At 62.0% G+C, this 15,672-nt stretch carries 16 protein-coding genes and 1 pseudogene; 2 read left to right on the top strand and 15 right to left on the bottom strand.

Annotation, left to right across the window (positions count from 1 at the left end):
* The 9 genes and pseudogenes from Q0316_RS09970 to Q0316_RS09930 form a co-directional block, all read right to left on the bottom strand.
* Positions 1-538: pseudogene (locus Q0316_RS09970) on the bottom strand (hypothetical protein); the annotation flags it as partial.
* Positions 535-972: a hypothetical protein gene (locus Q0316_RS09965; RefSeq protein ID WP_022684094.1), complete on the bottom strand. Its 438-nt coding sequence runs from the start codon at positions 970-972 to the stop codon at positions 535-537. The gene Q0316_RS09965 and the pseudogene Q0316_RS09970, both read right to left, overlap by 4 nt.
* Before the next feature lie 44 nt (positions 973-1,016).
* Positions 1,017-1,649 carry a hypothetical protein gene (locus tag Q0316_RS09960; protein WP_022684095.1) on the bottom strand — a complete coding sequence of 211 codons (633 nt, stop codon included), beginning with the start codon at positions 1,647-1,649 and terminating at the stop codon, positions 1,017-1,019.
* Positions 1,650-1,761: 112 nt separating this feature from the next.
* Complete coding sequence (locus Q0316_RS09955) at positions 1,762-1,971, bottom strand: hypothetical protein (RefSeq protein WP_022684096.1); 210 nt, start codon at positions 1,969-1,971, stop codon at positions 1,762-1,764.
* Positions 1,972-2,149: 178 nt separating this feature from the next.
* Positions 2,150-3,301, bottom strand: coding sequence for a hypothetical protein (locus tag Q0316_RS09950; protein ID WP_298671802.1), 1,152 nt, complete (start codon positions 3,299-3,301; stop codon positions 2,150-2,152).
* Positions 3,302-3,366: 65 nt separating this feature from the next.
* Positions 3,367-4,086: a hypothetical protein gene (locus Q0316_RS09945; protein WP_022684097.1), complete on the bottom strand. Its 720-nt coding sequence runs from the start codon at positions 4,084-4,086 to the stop codon at positions 3,367-3,369.
* Positions 4,013-5,824 carry a PcfJ domain-containing protein gene (locus tag Q0316_RS09940; protein ID WP_022684098.1) on the bottom strand — a complete coding sequence of 604 codons (1,812 nt, stop codon included), beginning with the start codon at positions 5,822-5,824 and terminating at the stop codon, positions 4,013-4,015. The genes Q0316_RS09945 and Q0316_RS09940 overlap by 74 nt, the downstream gene beginning before the upstream one ends.
* The gene (locus Q0316_RS09935) at positions 5,821-6,303 is read right to left on the bottom strand and encodes a hypothetical protein (protein ID WP_022684099.1); all 483 of its coding nucleotides are present in this window, start codon (positions 6,301-6,303) and stop codon (positions 5,821-5,823) included. Before Q0316_RS09935 ends, Q0316_RS09940 begins: the two co-directional genes overlap by 4 nt.
* 179 nt (positions 6,304-6,482) lie before the next feature.
* Positions 6,483-7,181: a hypothetical protein gene (locus Q0316_RS09930; protein ID WP_022684100.1), complete on the bottom strand. Its 699-nt coding sequence runs from the start codon at positions 7,179-7,181 to the stop codon at positions 6,483-6,485.
* A gap of 120 nt (positions 7,182-7,301) precedes the next feature.
* On the opposite strand from Q0316_RS09930, the gene Q0316_RS19730 reads away from it, so the two are divergent.
* Positions 7,302-7,427: a hypothetical protein gene (locus Q0316_RS19730; protein WP_342767844.1), complete on the top strand. Its 126-nt coding sequence runs from the start codon at positions 7,302-7,304 to the stop codon at positions 7,425-7,427.
* On the opposite strand, the gene Q0316_RS19725 is transcribed toward Q0316_RS19730, so the two are convergent.
* The 5 genes from Q0316_RS19725 to Q0316_RS09905 all read right to left on the bottom strand — a co-directional run bounded on the left by Q0316_RS19725 (position 7,422) and on the right by Q0316_RS09905 (position 9,749).
* On the bottom strand, positions 7,422-7,571 hold the full coding sequence (locus Q0316_RS19725; protein ID WP_338010741.1) for a hypothetical protein: 150 nt from the start codon (positions 7,569-7,571) through the stop codon (positions 7,422-7,424). The genes Q0316_RS19730 and Q0316_RS19725 overlap by 6 nt on opposite strands.
* 47 nt (positions 7,572-7,618) lie before the next feature.
* Positions 7,619-7,816 carry a hypothetical protein gene (locus tag Q0316_RS09920; RefSeq protein WP_022684103.1) on the bottom strand — a complete coding sequence of 66 codons (198 nt, stop codon included), beginning with the start codon at positions 7,814-7,816 and terminating at the stop codon, positions 7,619-7,621.
* Between the two features lie 38 nt (positions 7,817-7,854).
* Positions 7,855-8,325 (bottom strand): hypothetical protein, encoded by a 471-nt coding sequence (locus Q0316_RS09915; RefSeq protein ID WP_022684104.1) that lies wholly within the window; start codon positions 8,323-8,325, stop codon positions 7,855-7,857.
* A gap of 118 nt (positions 8,326-8,443) precedes the next feature.
* Entirely contained in the window at positions 8,444-9,277 is an 834-nt protein-coding gene (locus tag Q0316_RS09910) for an N-6 DNA methylase (protein WP_022684105.1), read from the bottom strand.
* A 106-nt stretch (positions 9,278-9,383) separates the two neighbouring features.
* Positions 9,384-9,749: a DUF3768 domain-containing protein gene (locus tag Q0316_RS09905; protein ID WP_066560130.1), complete on the bottom strand. Its 366-nt coding sequence runs from the start codon at positions 9,747-9,749 to the stop codon at positions 9,384-9,386.
* 258 nt (positions 9,750-10,007) lie between these two features.
* On the opposite strand from Q0316_RS09905, the gene Q0316_RS09900 reads away from it, so the two are divergent.
* Positions 10,008-10,265 carry a hypothetical protein gene (locus tag Q0316_RS09900; protein WP_022684450.1) on the top strand — a complete coding sequence of 86 codons (258 nt, stop codon included), beginning with the start codon at positions 10,008-10,010 and terminating at the stop codon, positions 10,263-10,265.
* A 129-nt stretch (positions 10,266-10,394) separates the two neighbouring features.
* Here the strand turns inward: Q0316_RS09900 and Q0316_RS09895 are convergent, their stop codons facing one another.
* Positions 10,395-15,545: a helicase-related protein gene (locus Q0316_RS09895; protein ID WP_022684449.1), complete on the bottom strand. Its 5,151-nt coding sequence runs from the start codon at positions 15,543-15,545 to the stop codon at positions 10,395-10,397.
* Positions 15,546-15,672: the final 127 nt, after the last annotated feature.

The raw sequence follows: 15,672 nt of genomic DNA, 5'->3' as shown, positions 1-15,672 counted from the left end.
TCGGCGCAGAGCGACAGCCTACCTCTGACTGCCGCCAATCTTTGCAACAGAGCCAGGTGTAGAGACTGCTGGAATATCTTTCGGCGTGGGCATAGCGGCGGCTGTCACGCGGGCTGCTGTCGAAACCGATGAGCCGGATCACCTTCTGACCGGCAGCCCAGGCCTTCTGTGCCGGGGGCCAGGTTTTGGTCCAGGCATCCTGTGGGCCGACCTTCCAGCGGAGCGAACAGGTTCCCCGGCCGAAGGCGATCGATGGGAGAGCGCCGTTGACCAGACAGGCTTCGAGAAGGTCAAAATAGGCCGGGGATGTGCCGAAACGCCGCGGCCTGTTGACGACGATCTTATTTGGGATGTCGCGATCGTCCATCCAGCGACGGAACGCCGGAATGAAGGCCTGGGTCTCGGGTTTTTCTGGCATTTGCGCGATCAGCACCATGTCGATGCGTTCGCGCCGTGTTGCCATTTCGAGGATCATGGCAGTGGAGTCGACGCCGGCGCCCCAGGCGACGATGACCGGCGGACTGGCGGGGGCCGTCATTGCGATGCCGGCGATGATAGTTCGTCAAGGCGATCCTTGATCGGTTTCCAACGGCAGAGATCGTCGCTCTCGGCGTCACACGCATGGCAGGTGGTGGACTTGTAGGTCGCGCTCAGCACCCATTGTTGGGTATCGCTATCCCAGGCCACGAAGGCGTCGCGTGTCAGGTTGGTGCTTCCGCAATCGCGGCAGGCCGGCTCAACCGGCTCGTCTTTTCGGTCGGCACTCTGTTGCAGCTTCGCATAAGCCGCTTGAAAACGCGCAGCGTCGGTCGCTATGCCAACCGCTTTGAGCGCGACCGCAAAGCGGCCGCGCGCCGCATCGCTTTCGAAGACCGGCTCGGCGCCGGTGATGGTTTCGTGATAGGCAAGCGCAAGCGCTTCGGGATCGCCGAGGACGATATCGGCGAGCGCCTGGAGATGGCTGATACGCATGTTGCGTCTCCGGATATGATCGGGATGTTGGGGAACGTGCCGCGTCAGGCGGCGAGATCGGCGGGGCCATCGAGGCGCAATTCATGCCGTATGCGGGTTGCCAGGGTGTCAGGATCGAGGAGCTCGTCGATCGAAGCCCAATGATTGGGGCCGCCAGTATAGTCGTTTCGGCCCTCGACACGCCGGAACATCACATCGTGGCCACGGCCCATCAGTCCGATGGAGAGCTGGACATAGATTTGATCGGAGTGAAGGATAATTTCACCGGCGACGGCGATGCCGCCCTGGCAGAAACGCACTTGGTGGCTTCCACGGGCAAGGCCGAGGGCAGCAGCGAGGCGTTTGATGGCCTTGCGTCCCTCGGCATGGAAGGTGGCTTTGGCATCAGCGTCGTAGGAGACGCCTCGTTTGGCCAGTGCAATCAGCATCGGGGTTTTCCCGAGGGCGGAGATGGCTTCCATACAGGCCGTGCGCAGCACGGCTTGTTCGGGCCTGTCTTCAAGGGCAAGGCAACCGATGTGGCGGGCGAGCAGAAGCACGGCGGGATCTTGATCGATCTGGTGCCGGGACTTTTCGCAATCCGCAACTGCGGCGTTGAGCGTGGTGAGCGCTTCCGCGATCGTGGCAATAGAGCGGGCGGCTAGAGCCTTATGGTGACGGGCGGCGGGATCGAACATCGGGTGTCTCCTATGAATGGGAACACACCTGCTCCTCCCCCTCCTCTTGTTGTCGGCCGGGAGGCCGTCATACGCTTCGCCGTTTTTGTTGATGAAACGGAATAGGTGGCGTTCATTCGAGCATGTTCCGGCGCCGCTCGCTCGAATGGGCCCGTGCCAGGGCGTTTGCGTCGGCGCGCATCGGAGCATTGCCAACATAGGTATCGCAAAAACGGATGACGAAGCGGCGTTCGGCATATCCGCAGAATTCAAGCCGGATGCAGTAGCGGCGGTCTATCCGGCCGTCGGTATGGCGTGGCGGACCGTTGTCGGAGATTGGCATAAGGAACTCCAGGCATAGGGGGGCGTAACCCTCCCATTCCCCCTCTCCTCTGCCTCCAATTGTCTTGATCGCCGTATGTGCCGCGTAATGTGCAGCAGTTTGTGCCGCATTGGCGAGTGTTCGTAGACCCTCTCTGAGGGGCAAGTGGACTGTTCGCTGCATAGCGTGGGGCAGCCGTTCACCACTCATAGGAGTCGAGTCCGTCGACGGCCGGTCCGTCGCAGTCGAGCAGGAGATGATCGCAACCGCGAGTCAGGGTGAAACGCATAACCGCCAGGAGATCGGCCGGCAGGCCTCCAAGTGTATCGGGGTCGGCGCAGGAAACCGGGATGAACCAGCCGTAGGGTGTCTTGCCGATGGTCAGGGGGACGTCGAGCCTTCCGCGCGAACCCCAGTCGTCAAGCTTTTGCGCGGTTTCCTGGGTGATATGTCCGGTCGTGAGGACGAGACAGGTTTCGATATCGAGGGATTGGGGATCATCCTGGGCGGCGGCGGTGATCTTTACCAGCTCGACGCCGGGAATATCGTCGCGTGGATCGAAGCAAATGCGCAGACAAGCAGCGGGATCGGCATGGTCGCGTGGTCCACATAGCGCGGTGAACTTGTCGAGCAGTTCATCGGCGAGCCGAGTGGGCTCTGATGGGTCGAACACCTTGTATGGCAGATGGTCGCGAATGAAGAGCTTGAACGTCTGATCCCAGAGGGCCTGGGGGTCATTGACGACTGTTTTGAGCGTCACGCTGTTTGTGTGAGTGATTGGGGGCTCCTTCAGCGCGTCAATCTGCCCGCGCATAAGCCAGCTTGTGCTGCCGCCGATGATATCATCGTCGGTGATAATGTAGTAGCCGCCGCCGAATTCGCTGGGCCGCAGGCGGTCGCAATCCTGGGACCACTCGAAACCGAAGGGCAGAACGCTGGGTGCGCATTTCTGGATCAGGCTGGCGATCGCATGGGGATCTGCCTGAGTTCCGGCGATCAGATAGCCGTCAACCTCCGCACTGCCGAAATACTCGCAGTCGAAGGTTGGAAAATCCTGATCGCTGAACAGCTCGAGAAAGGATGCGAACGGATCGGGCGGGGGCTGGTCCGGCTCCTCCGATTGATCCGGCGGTGGCGGGAAGGCTGCCTTGAAGGCGTCCGACATCGCATCGTAGCGTGCTGCCAGGTCATCTTCGTCGATATCGGCAAGTTCTTCCGACAGCGCGTGGCATTCGTCGAGCAATGCTTCTTCCTCACCCGTCGGCGTCAAGACGAAGGAGAGTTTGAGATAGTTGTTGGCCATGGTGCAGCCCTCCAAAAAAATGGGAAAATCCGGTGGAATGACCGGCATTCCGATCCCGGCTCCCATTCCTCGCCCCCTTCCCTCTCCCCCGCGGTTGCTTGTGCAGCGGAGTATCAGGTCAAGCCGACCAATGCCGGTGAGGTCGCCTGAAGCATCCAACGCTGGCCCTTCAGCCGTCGCAGGAAATCGGGCGCGGCGGGCATGCGGCCAAGCATCGTACGGACATGCTGTTCGGCAACCACACGCGTTGGTGCTCCAGATGCACCGTTGTCGATCGCCGGCCCAAAGCGGTGTTCGGCCTCATATATTCCGAAGGCATGGTGACGAAATATGAGGTGGGCGGGCGTGTTCGCCCACGATGCTGTTTCGAGAAACCAGCGATGAAGCGGAAGATAGTCGGTTTCCTCGCCGCCGAAGCGCCGCGCACTGGTTCGGGAGAGGTGTTCTGCGTCGGGCATCGGGACGTGAAGCCAGTCTGGCGTGTCGAAATCGTCGAGCCAATCCGCAGCGGAGGGAAGATAGCTGCAGTCTTCCTCGATATGCTGGACGGCGATCGCACGAACCTCGATTTCTGCGCCATCCGCGTTGGTGATCGTGTCTCCGAAGACGGTAACCGCTTCGGCGATCCCTTCGTGGTGGTGGCGCAGCGCGCGGTGTGTAAAATGGCAGTGTGCGGCCTTGGTGGCGTCGAACCAGGCGTGGATCGGGTGGTAATCCTGCCAGCGGCCGCCATGGACTCGCGCGGAAGAGCGCGCGTGATCAAAAGGGTTCATAATAGAGTTCTCTTTGATCGGAGGTGCAGAGCGATCGAGCGAGCGCGCTGAGAATATCATCGAGCGCGGCGGTGAGTCCGGAATGCTCGCACCATTCGTCGTAGGTCTCCGGCGCGCCACGCGGGAGCAGAACGCGGTAGAGTGGCCAGGCGCGGCGGGCATGGTCGAGGGTGAGCCTGCTACGCCGATAATAGTAGTCATCGGCATCGGCTACGGCATCGCGATGCGCGGCAAGTTCCTTGATCGCCACCGGGTGAAGCCCGTCGCGCAGGTCGGCGAGGAAGTCGCGTAGCACTGCGAAGGCTTCGGGGTTGGGCCTGACATTTCCACGGGCCTTGAACTGGCCGACGTTGATATTGAGGGAATTGCCCGGCAAGTCGGTAATCAGCAGTTCGAGGGTCGCCACATGGTTGGAGCCGGACCGCAGCGACAGGATCTGGGTGTCGCCCCGCCGGCATTGGGAATAATATCCACCAACGCAGTGGTTGAGCGCATTGCCCTCATCGACAAGGGCTTGCGCGCTGGTGAGCGGTATGAAGCTATGCGGCCCGCAGGGGGACTGCCAGGTCGGGCAGAGCGCCGGCCAACCGGGCCGATCGGCATTGTTCTCATGGCGCAGCGCGGCGGCGCTGGCTGCGCGGCGGTGCCATTTCGCGATGGCCTTCTGGAACGAGCGCGGCCTGCGGGGTCCGATGATCCCACGATGCAAGCTTTGCAGGAGTTTGCGATGGGCAGCGGTGTCGCAGAGTTTCAGTGGAACGCCCAGGGTCGCCACGAAATTGTCGAGCGCGTGGATTCGCCGAGATAGGCCCAATGCTTCGAGACGTGCGCCCGCGAGTGGGTAGAGGAGATCCTCGCGCAGCGCCTGGAGCGTATCGCGGGTTTCGACCGAGCTATCGAGGTAGTCAGGCCGGAAAAGAGGATCGCAGTTACTTTGCTCCCAGACACGGCGGCCCCATTCACTGCTGTCCGGCCATTGTTCGAGGGGGATGTCGTGGCGGACCAGAGCGCGCACGGCGGGCATATGGTCATAGAGGGCGTTGTATGCAGCGTCTTTGGGCGTTGCACGGCGCAGGCGGCGCAATTGCGCTTCGCTGATGCCGACCGCGGCGGCTAGCACCGGCTTGAGGGGCTGCGCGGCATCGATCGCGGCCGTGACCTCCGGCTTGAGCAGGATGGTGGCGACGGCGCCGTAGAGGCTTAGCGCCTGGCCGCGGTTGCGTATCACGGTCTTGCGACCCGGGTCACCTTCGAGATCGGTTGCGAGCGCCCAGTGGATGATGCGACCGAGCGAAAGGATCTTGTTGCCGGAGCGATAACCAAGGTCACGAAACAAGATGGCGCGCAGATGGGCCTGCATAAGTTCGACCAAGCGCTCGCGCAGTTGCAGGATCGCGGTTCCGATCGTCTGCGTCATGTCCGTGATCCGGCGGTGGTCGGCGCCGGACAGAACGAGATCGGTGACGAGATCGAGATATCCGCTGTCGTTGACGGTCTGTTCGAGGCTGATGGAGAAGTGGGTATTGGGACTATGGATTGTCTGGAGGATGGCGGTGCTGAACTGGTCGATAAGCATCATCGCTTTGGGAGAGTGGGCTGGATCAGGATGGATTGTAATCATGGGTGCGAGCGCGCCTTCACGCCGCGTGAAGCGGATTTCGCAGCGGGATAGCGCGATCAGGGTCGCCGCAAGGTCGAGTGGGTCCGATCGCAGCCGTGTGGTTTGAGGGACGATGCGATGCAGGGTGGTTGCGGCGCGCGCGAGACAGCGTTCGAAGGATGGGTTGTTGTGCCTCATGCCTGTGCCTCCCCGATGATGATGGCGGGCGGGCCGGCAGGCGCGGTCTCGGGGTCGAGGACGAATGCCTCCAGGTCGTCATCAAGTTCGTCGTCGTCTTCCCAGTCCCCATCCTGGCGATAGGTCATGTCGCAGTCGCAGGGGCAGTCAGCGAAGGGCTGGATGGTGACGGTGCCATAGCCGCCCTCATTGTTGCACCAATCGCCTTCAGGAAGATCGGCCGCGAATTCGCTGAGGGCATAGCAGAGCATGGCAGGGCGTCCGACCGCGTCGATCCCGACCGGAACTTCCGGGATAGACATATTCTCGGTGCCGTCGTGGTAGCGCACGTGATCGAGGTCGGTTTCGCCCTGGTCGCCGCCGCCGTTAAGCGAGAAAGACACTTCGGTGATCTGAAGGGCGCGGAGCAATACCAGGAGCTTGCTGAATTGATTGTCGTCGGCATTCGGATCTGCCAGCTGATGAAGTCGGCGAGGCATATGGTCCTCCCAAATGCAAAAAAGCCCGCGAAAGCGCGGGCTGTGGTTGCGGTTGTCGGTGATGTGATCGTGCGGATCAGAGGGCGGAGTTGTGGGGTGCGCCGAAGATCTGCATGATCAAATCGCACCATCCCTCTTCGCTTTGTGCGCCGCAGGCGCGCGGGATTGAAAGCGATCGGTCAGGCGGCGTCCTGAATCCACTCGTAGAGCAGGTGATCATCGGGATCCTCGTCACGTCCGTTCGCGATGCGGATGAGCTTGCCGTCGCAGGCGAAAGCGGATGCACGGGGGAAGGAGAGATAGGACCGGTCTTCGAGAATGAGGTCGCCCGAGCGGACTGCTGTGACGGTCCGGATAGTCCCGAGGGCCCGGTGGCCGGCACGCGCGGCAATCAGTTTCAGTTTGTGGCCCGGCCTGAGCTGGCGCTTGAACCGCGCGAGTGGGATGCGAGCCTCGACAGGATTGGCATGGCCGCGTCTGGCGGATAGCGCTGACCAATAGGTTGTGCCGATGCTCACGCGCAGGAAGAATGAGCAGATCATATAGTCCTGCAGAAGATTGCCATTCGCGACATTGAAACGTTCCGCCTGGTCGCTGATGAGGGTTTCGAAGGCGCGGCGCGCGTCCTCGTCGGAAAGATCCCCGGGCGCATCGAGAAGCTCAACGCGGATGCTGCGCCCGCCGGAGAAGCGCTCGCCGGTAACGGAAAACCGTGCGCCCACGATAGTTCGTGTCAGATGGAGATCGATCCTGCGGCAGAGATCAGGAAGATGCTCGCCCGCGATATAGAGGTCCCCGCTATAGGCGAAATTGCCGCGGTCATCGCAGTGGGTCTGGCTCCATAAGCGGGGTTCGGTGCTGGAGAATGGCTGGGTCATCGGCGGTCCTTTCGGAAGACGGCTTGGGGCGAAAGGGCGCCGAAACCGGTGGACATCACACGATCAGCCGACGCTCCGCCCTTCTCCCTCCCCCTCCCCTTGCGCCGGCGACGCGCCGGGTTGAGCGAGGTCGCAAGGTTTGTGGTCGCATCCGTAGAAACGGGATTTCTCGAACTGCGGGTCGCCGGTCTCGTCGACCAGGTAGCCGCTGATTTCATCGGCGGGTTCGGCGTCGAGAACTTATGATCCGCCGGGGACGAGGCGCACGGGATAACTGGACTCCGTCATGATGCTGTCGGCGTGTTTCATCGCGTCGAAATGATCGGTCGCGGTCACGGCAAGCTTGATGCGAACGATGGCATAGACATGGACATGGTGTGTGATGGTCACGGTCAGTTTCCTCATCAAAAAAGGGGAACGGTCGTGCCGGCGTGCCCTCACACCCGATTGACCGGGTGTGAGGGGTGCGCTTCGTTCTGGCTGGCGATCTGCGTCAAATGCTGGTCGCGTAGGGTCGCCACATCGGTGCGCAGGGCGTCGATGTCTACGTCGAAGTCTTCCCAGTTCTGCTCTTCCGGGCAGTGGTCGAGAAGATAGGCGGAGAGGAGGTCGTGAATCCGCACGAGAAGCCACATGCGTGCTTCGTCGGAAGGTCTGTGACCCCCTGCCCTGTTCACGCTGCCTGGCCTAGGGTCTCAGCGCTGGCTTCATGCTCGCCTACGATTTCGAGCCGCGCGCCGGTATAGTGATGGCTGGAAAGCCAGTCCTCGGCGGTAGCCATGTCCGGAGCGAGATGGCGCAGCTCGTCTTCGCCCTGGAAGCTGGTGAGAATACGGACCGAACCCGGCGCAGGTTCTTCGACGATCTCGAAGGTGAGCGTGCTGGTGACGGAAAAGCTTTTGTGAACCACCAGGACGATAACGCCTTCGCTCCCGAAATTGCCTTCGTGGAGCGTGAAACCGGCCGGGTGGGTGTAGGTCGGGCGTACCGCTTCGTGTGTCTTGCGAACGACACGGCCCGACCCGTTGCTGCTCTTCCATGCGGCAAGCTTTTTGCGATGGCATTCGGGCGGCATCGGCTGGCCATTGCTGTATCGAACAAGCGCTCCGAGCGGGGCGTGGGTGTAGATCGACTGAGCGGACATAGCGTGTCTCCTTGTTTGGCTTGGGTCCACCCCGCCTTCTCTCCCTCCACTCTTCGAATTTGCGGGTCCGGGAACCGGATCAAGCGGCGTGGGACGGCAGCGGCCGATGCGAGTGGTCTCAGCGCTGCGGCGGCTTGCCCGCGCTCGGGAAGAGCGACAGCTGAATAGGGGTATGCAGACTGGCGGAACCGTCAGGCGGTGGAAGGAATGGTTGTCGGTTCTGGAGTGAGGCCGGTGCCTCACCATCCGATGGAGCATCTGCGGCATGGCACTTGGCGCGCGCGGCGAGCTTTGCATTCCAGCCGCCGAGAATATGGGCGGGCGTGTACCAGAGTTCGCGTGTTGTGCCGGCGAGTGAGTCGCCGATGATGACGATTGCCGGCACATGGAGCAGCGTGAACTGGATGTAGGCCATATGGACCGCGCGTGGATCGATATCGATCGCGGTCACATGGAGGTGCCGCTGATAGTTGATCCCGGCGTCGCGCAGCGTTTCGCAGGTCGCGATCACCATGGCGCCTGCCCCGCAGGCAGGCTCGCAAAGGGTCAGAAATCCCTCCTTTGCGATTCTGTCCTCAGGACACGAGTCCGCGGTCATGGTCGCCATCATCCGGCAGATGCTGTAGGGGGTGAAGAACTGGCCGCGGGCGGCATTGGCGAGACCGAGCTCGCCGAACACGCGGCCCAGCACGTCGCACGTCTCGGCCTCCATCGCGAAGGTGACTTCTGCGAAGATGCGCGGGAAAGTGTCGATGACGTCGCGGTCGTACCGCCCGATAATCTCCATGTAGCGCGTCTCGCGGGCTTGGCTCTGGGTGAGATCGACACTGTTGGACAGGCTGATCGCTGCGGCTTCGATGAAATCCGAAAACAGCGTGTAGCGATCGTGACGATACTGGCAGGCGTCGAACAGCTTGCAGATCGCCTTGATGTGGCGGTCGGCGGAGCCCATCGGGAAGCTCCTTTCTGTGAGTGATTGGGGGCAATGGTGGCGATTGCGGTCGTTCGACCGCTGAGGTCACTACTCTGCGGAGAACGGTGCTCCGGACCGCCGAGAATCAGTAATCCTCGGGCAGCATGATGGTGAGGACGCGGGTGGTTTTCGCCGCGTCGGCTGGATCTTCGGAGCCGAATTCCAGATTCTCGTCATAGTAATCGATCTTGAAAAGGATTTTGACCTCGCGGACGGTGATTGAACCCATGTCGCGTTCAGGGCTGTCGCGATCGAAGCTCGCACCGCGCACGGCCGCCATGATCGCCGCTTGCGCGAGCAGCTCGGCAACGAGGCCACCTTCACCAGCCAGGCGGGCAAGGCAGTTTCTGGTGATAACAGTGCGCGAACCGCGATCGAGGCCCTGCCGGCAGCGGTCGTTGAGGATGGCGATGCGCTCGGTGCGGGAACCGGCCTGCGGGTTTTTGTGCATATCTATCTCCGGGATGGGCGGGCAAACGGCGGGACTGCGTTGCGCGATCCGCCTTGCCGCCCCCCTTCCCCACCCCTCTCAGCTTTGGGCCATGAGGCTCGCGCGTGCGCGATATGGCCGCGATCTCGGAGAGCGTGGGCCGGGGTCTGGCGGTGATCTGGTGGAGATCCGATTGTCTACCCCTGTGATTTAGGAGAATCAGGCAGCGTGCTGTAGGCTCATGGGGTTCGGGATCCAGATGCGAAAGGTGAAGGCGAGATGTCGCAAGCCGAGATCATGAACTGGACGGCGCTGTATGCGGCGACCACGCTTGTCTGCATGCTCACGCTCTTTCTTTCGGGGACAATGGTCGCGGTTCAGCTGTGGCGCGAACGGTTTTGGCGCGGCCTTGGATCGGTGCGCGCGGTCCTGCTGTTCGTGCCGGGAACATGGTGGCGCTGGCAGAAGCTCTATCTGACCGGAACGCCGGTAATTCTGGCAATTGTCGCAGCCTTTGCGCTCACGCTCGAATGGTGACAGCCCGTGGGGCTGGTGTCATCCTTGTAAATCTTCCGGCACATGGAAGATTTACAAGGATGATCTCGGCGACGCATCTACCAACTCAGGTCATGTATTGCCCTAACGGTCTGCTCCATTCTCTGCGGTTCACTCACCCACGACCATGTCCAGCACCGGCTCCACGCAATCGAGAGCCTCGCCATCGCCCCGGTCAGCCCGTGCCTCATCGTCATTGTCGGAATCGAACTCACCCCTGGTCGCGGCCAGTTCGGCTTCGAGTTCTGCCAGTTCGCGCTGTTTTTCCTCCAGCAACGCGGTTTCGGGGAATTCCTGACCAAGGCGTGCCTGGAACGCGGGCAGGCGCCGCTCATTGGCTTCAAGACTTCCTCTCGCTTCGGCCAGGTCGGCATCGAGATTGGCGAGAGAGGATTCCAGTCGGCCAAGTGCTGTGCTCCACCGGGTCTTCTCGCTGATCTCGAACGCACGGTCCTGGCCGTGATGTACCGGTGCGATCATCACGCGCAGGTAGCGCCTGCCGTCGTCACTCAGGGCGGGGTGGCTGGTGACCTTGAGGTCGATGCCGCTCAGTGATCCGATGATAAGGGTGTCGGCGCCACTCTTGCGCAGGTCGAGGGCTTTCCGGATGATCCGCTCGCCGGCAGCCTTGCGGTCGGAGATGATTTGGCCTTCCAACGCCAATATGACCTCATCCTCCCTCGCTGGTATACGCTGGGCTATATCCTGTTCGAGCCTGACGATCCGCGCCCTGCCCTCATCGATCGCGTCGATCGTGCGCCTGATGGTTCTGCGGATATTGAACTGGTCGTCGACATGGGCATCGCGCAGCCGCTCCAGCCGGGCGACTTCGGCATCCAGCCCGGCTTTTCTCATCAAACGGTCATCGCCGGACGCAAGGGCTTTCGCGAGGGCGAACTGGCTGACGTTCGAACCGACATCTTCGATCCGGCGAATGGAGCGGTCGCCCGACATGGCCATGGCGATAAAGCGGGCCTTGCGCTCGAGCATCTGCCAGTTGGTCGCGTCCATCGAGCCGCTTGTGGCATAGCCATAGAGTTCGATTTCGTCGTTCTGGTTGCCCTGGCGCTCGATCCGGCCTTCGCGCTGCTCGATATCGGAGGGAATCCACGGCACATCGAGATGATGCAGGGCTTTCAGGCGCTGCTGTGCGTTGACGCCGGTTCCCATTGTCGCTGTCGAACCGAGGACGATCCGCTTGCGCCCCTGGTTGAGGTCATTGAACAGGCGCTGCTTGGCGCTGTTCTTCTTGTAATGCTGCATGAAGGCGATCTGATCGGCAGGGATGCCCATCGCGATCAGCCGGTCACGAATCCAGACATAGGCGGAGAAGCCGCGCGTCTCGATGGCGGCCTCGGTTCCGAGATCCGAAAAGATCATCTGTACGGCGCCGGGCAGCTGATAGGGCTTGCCGGTTTCCGGGTCGGTGTAGCGGTTCTCGCTGGTCTCCCGCCAGATGCGGTGGACGTTCTCGATCAGGAGATTGAGCTTGTTGCCCTCTTCGTTGCCGATCCCGGCATCGACGAAGCGCAGGTCGATCGCCGAGTGCCTGCCGTCGGTGATGACCGACAGGATGATGTCATCGCCCTTCTGCGGGCGACCGCTACGGCTTTCGATGGCTTTGATGCGCTTGGCGAGCACCCGCTGATAGGCTTTGAAGGGCGCGGCGGACTGGGCGACAACGATCTGCCGCTTGCCGCCCCGGATGGTGGGGAGCTGCACATATTGGCGCAGGTCGTCCTTCAGCACGACATCGGCGACGCTGCGGTACATCGCCATCAGGTCGGCGACGTTGACGAATTCGCAGAAGCGGGTGACCGGCTTGTAGCTACCGCTGGGCTGCAGTTCGAGTTCGGTGCGCGTGTCGCCGAAATTGGCGGCCCAGGCGTCGAACTCGTGCAAACCCTTCGAGTAAAGCTCGTCGTGCTGCATGAACCGCTGCAGCGTGTACATTTCGCCGAGCGTGTTGGTGATTGGCGTGCCGGATGAGAGGATCAGTTCGCGTCCGGGATTGATACCGGAAAGGTAGCGGGATTTGACATAGAGATCCCACGCGCGCTGTGAACCGACAGGATCGACGCCCTTGAGGTCGCCGAGGTTCGTCGCGAAAGTGAGCTTGCGGAACTGCTGGGCTTCATCGACGATGATCTGATCGATGCCGATCTCGCCGATATGGACGAGATCGTCCTTGCGGGAACGCAGGTTCTCGAGGCGACGCTGAAGCCCTTCCTTGAGGCGCTCGACGCGTTTGCGGGAGACGCGGTCATTACTGTCGATGTTGTCGACGAGGGCTTCGTAGCTCGCGAGTTGGTCTTCGATGAACTCCTTCTCGAACGTCGCCGGAGTCGGGATGAACTTGAAGGCATCATGGGTGATGATGATCGCATCCCAGTTGCCGGTGGCCGCGCGCGCGAGGAATCGCTGGCGTTTTTCCTTCACGAAGTTGGTGTCGTCGGCGACGAGGATCCGTGCGGTCGGGTAGAGCATCAGGAACTCGCGGGCGATCTGGGCGAGGCAGTGATTGGGCACTGCGACCATTGGCTTGTTGGCGAGACCGAGCCGGCGCTGCTCCATCACGGCGGCGCAGAGGCTGAACGTCTTGCCGGCGCCGACCGAGTGCGCGACGTAGGTGGAGCCGGCCGCGATGATCCGCCAGACGACACGCTTCTGGTGATCGCGCATCCGGATGGCGTCCGATGCGCCCGGCAGCTTCAGGTGCTTGCCGTTGAAGGCGCGGGGCACGAGATTGTTGTAGGCGTCGTTATAGATGCGAACGAGGCGGTCAGCGCGGTCGCTTTCCTGCCAGACCCATGTCTCGAAGGTCGATTTGATGGCCGTCAGCTTCTCCTTGGCAGCCTCGGTGTCGATCGTGTTGAGTTCGCGCCGCTCTGATCCGTCGGCCTCACGGATGACGTCGTAAATTTTGGGAATGTGGGAGTTGAGCGCGTCCTCGATGAGGTCGGCGGCGCTGCGGCGCGGGGTTCCCCAGGTCGAGGTCGAGCTAACATGTCCCTCGAAGGGAGACTTGTCGACGGTCCAGCTCGCGATGTTCACGGTGTGAAAGATGCGGGTCTCGATCTCCATCGTTTCGGCGATGAAGGTCTCGATGACATCGGTCGGTATCCAGGGAGCTCCCAGCCGCGCGGTGATCTCGCTCGGCTTGAGATCGACCGGCTGCACGTCCTCCAGCGCCGCGGCGGTGGCGAGGAAACGGGGATCGAGATCGGCCTTTTCTCGCGCTAGGGCGAGCTTGGTGCGGACCGGGCCGGAAAGCGCCTCGTCTGCGGGAACCCAGTTGTTGAAATGCGGCGTGCTGCGGATGGGGTCGAGATAGACGTCTTCAGCCAGGTCGCTCAGCGCCTGTGCCTCGCTGGTGCCGAGCAACTCGGCTATCAGGGTTATATCGACCCGTCCGCGTTCATGGAGGGAGAGCGCGAGGGCATCCTGCGCGGAGTGGATTTCATGAGTAACGGGGGGCTTGACGACGCGCTCGGTGAAGATCGGACCCGGCGTGCCGACGTCGTTCGCCTCGTCATAGGTTTCGATCGAGGCGACCAGCCAGACATCGGGGTCGTCGAGGAAGGGCTGAAGATTGGGGCGCCGCTGATATTCCTTCTCGGCTCCCGTGTCCGGGTCGGTACGGATCGTGGTGACGGTGCGGTTGATCGGGCCGTTCTTCTTGACGAAGGCCCGGTAGTGCGTGAGCAGCCGCTCCTGCAGGATGGTGTAGGGTTCGTCGTTTAGCTGGGCGCGCAGAATGGTCCGGACGGTGTCTCGGATCGGGATGAGCGCGCGGATGACGTTGGCATGTTTGGCGAAGAGACCCGGTTCGCCCCGGCCGGATTTGACCGCGACGGTCGTGGGTATGCCATCGACGATCTGGTGCAGTGCGCCGCCGGATACGAGATAGCTGCCTTCCTTGAAATCGGCCTCGTCGGCCGCAGTGCCGATCGAGAGGTCAAGCGAGACGTCCGTTCTGTCGCGGAGCGAAGTCGTCCGCTCGATTGGCCTGAAGGAACCGGCCTCGCGGGACGCGATTTCCGTCAGCGTAGCAGCCAGCAGGGCGGGAATGTCGGCGTCAGGTGCGGCGGCGCAGCCATATTCCATGCCATATTGGCCGCTGCGCCATTCATGAGTGCCGAGCACATGATCGGGATGATCGAGGAAGTAGCTGTTGATCCGCAGCGGACCACTACCCTCGTCGCTGCCTTCTATGTCGGCAAGGTCGAGCCAGTGGCGCCGGGGACGGGAGGCATCGGGCTGATGTTTCTGGAAGAGGAGGATGTCGACGACGACGTCGGTGCCCGCCTCGTCGCGCATGGCTTTCCCCGGCAGGCGCACCGCTCCGAGGAAATCGGCCATGGCATCAATATGTTGCCGCGCTTTAGGATCGCTCTTGTCGAGTGAATATCGCGACGTGACGAACATGGCGATGCCGCCGGGGCGAAGCTGCTCGATGGACCGGGCGATGAAGAAATCATGGAGCGAGAGTCCCAGGCGTCCGGGAGCCGAACGGTTCTGCACCGTTACGTTCGAGAAGGGCGGATTCCCGATCGCGAGATCGAAATCGCCGGGCAGCGATGCCTTGTCGAAATCGATGCAACGGATGAGCTGGCTGGGATAGAGGGCACCGGTAACGCGTGCGGTGACTGGGTCGTTCTCGATACCGACGAAGAGCGTGTCGCTGGAGAGGAAGTCCGGCCGCAGCCCCATGAACAACCCGCTGCCGCAACCGGGTTCGAGGATCTGGCCGCCGGTGAAGCCGAGGATGCGGGCGGCCTCCCACATGGCCCGGATGATGTATTCAGGCGTATAGTGCGCATATTGCGTGGCACGCTTGAGCGACTGAAGTTCGGTTTCGGTGGTTTCAGCGACAAGGCTTTGCCCGAGTTCTTCCCAGCCCTGCCGGTATTCATCGCCACGGCGGGCGAAGATGTTGTTGGCAAGCTCGGACGCGCCGAAGCCGATGAACTTCGCGATCGCTTCCTGTTCCGCACGCGTCGCAGTTCGATTTTCGCGATCGATCAGGTTCAGCAGGCGGATCGCCTCGATATTGTCATGGGCGCGGCCCTTCCACGACGGGGCGAGTGTCCTTCCGCCAGCGAACGAGAAATCGACCGGCAGCACGTGCGGCGGCTTTGCCTTCACCTCGAACAGGTCGGAGGCGATAGGGGATGTCTTCGGCGGTTCTGGCGAGGGCTTGATGGGCTGGTCGAAGTCCAGGCACAGCTGGAGCGCCAGCGCGGATGCACTGTTTCGCATGGAAGCTTCCTTTTCAGGCGATGTTGAGGGCTCGGCCTGCCCTGGGGGTGCGGGGCACGTCGGGGCGAGCAGTCCATGCGGGAACGGGAGTGACGCTAAGGGCGTCGCAGCGCGGGCATGGCAAAGA

The sequence above is a fragment of the uncultured Sphingomonas sp. genome (genome assembly GCF_937871615.1).
In the GTDB taxonomy this organism is placed as follows: Bacteria; Pseudomonadota; Alphaproteobacteria; order Sphingomonadales; family Sphingomonadaceae; genus Sphingomonas.
The sequence above is the reverse complement of the archived record's forward strand: the minus strand, read 5'-3'. Positions and strand labels throughout refer to the sequence as shown.

Coding starts and splice junctions, on each gene's coding strand:
- Q0316_RS09965 (WP_022684094.1), bottom strand. CDS start 972: ATGCGTATCAGCCATCTCCAGGCGCTCGCCGATATCGTCCTCGGCGAT.
- Q0316_RS09960 (WP_022684095.1), bottom strand. CDS start 1,649: ATGTTCGATCCCGCCGCCCGTCACCATAAGGCTCTAGCCGCCCGCTCT.
- Q0316_RS09955 (WP_022684096.1), bottom strand. CDS start 1,971: ATGCCAATCTCCGACAACGGTCCGCCACGCCATACCGACGGCCGGATA.
- Q0316_RS09950 (WP_298671802.1), bottom strand. CDS start 3,301: ATGCCGGTCATTCCACCGGATTTTCCCATTTTTTTGGAGGGCTGCACC.
- Q0316_RS09945 (WP_022684097.1), bottom strand. CDS start 4,086: ATGATATTCTCAGCGCGCTCGCTCGATCGCTCTGCACCTCCGATCAAA.
- Q0316_RS09940 (WP_022684098.1), bottom strand. CDS start 5,824: ATGAGGCACAACAACCCATCCTTCGAACGCTGTCTCGCGCGCGCCGCA.
- Q0316_RS09935 (WP_022684099.1), bottom strand. CDS start 6,303: ATGCCTCGCCGACTTCATCAGCTGGCAGATCCGAATGCCGACGACAAT.
- Q0316_RS09930 (WP_022684100.1), bottom strand. CDS start 7,181: ATGACCCAGCCATTCTCCAGCACCGAACCCCGCTTATGGAGCCAGACC.
- Q0316_RS09920 (WP_022684103.1), bottom strand. CDS start 7,816: ATGTGGCTTCTCGTGCGGATTCACGACCTCCTCTCCGCCTATCTTCTC.
- Q0316_RS09915 (WP_022684104.1), bottom strand. CDS start 8,325: ATGTCCGCTCAGTCGATCTACACCCACGCCCCGCTCGGAGCGCTTGTT.
- Q0316_RS09910 (WP_022684105.1), bottom strand. CDS start 9,277: ATGGGCTCCGCCGACCGCCACATCAAGGCGATCTGCAAGCTGTTCGAC.
- Q0316_RS09905 (WP_066560130.1), bottom strand. CDS start 9,749: ATGCACAAAAACCCGCAGGCCGGTTCCCGCACCGAGCGCATCGCCATC.
- Q0316_RS09900 (WP_022684450.1), top strand. CDS start 10,008: ATGTCGCAAGCCGAGATCATGAACTGGACGGCGCTGTATGCGGCGACC.
- Q0316_RS09895 (WP_022684449.1), bottom strand. CDS start 15,545: ATGCGAAACAGTGCATCCGCGCTGGCGCTCCAGCTGTGCCTGGACTTC.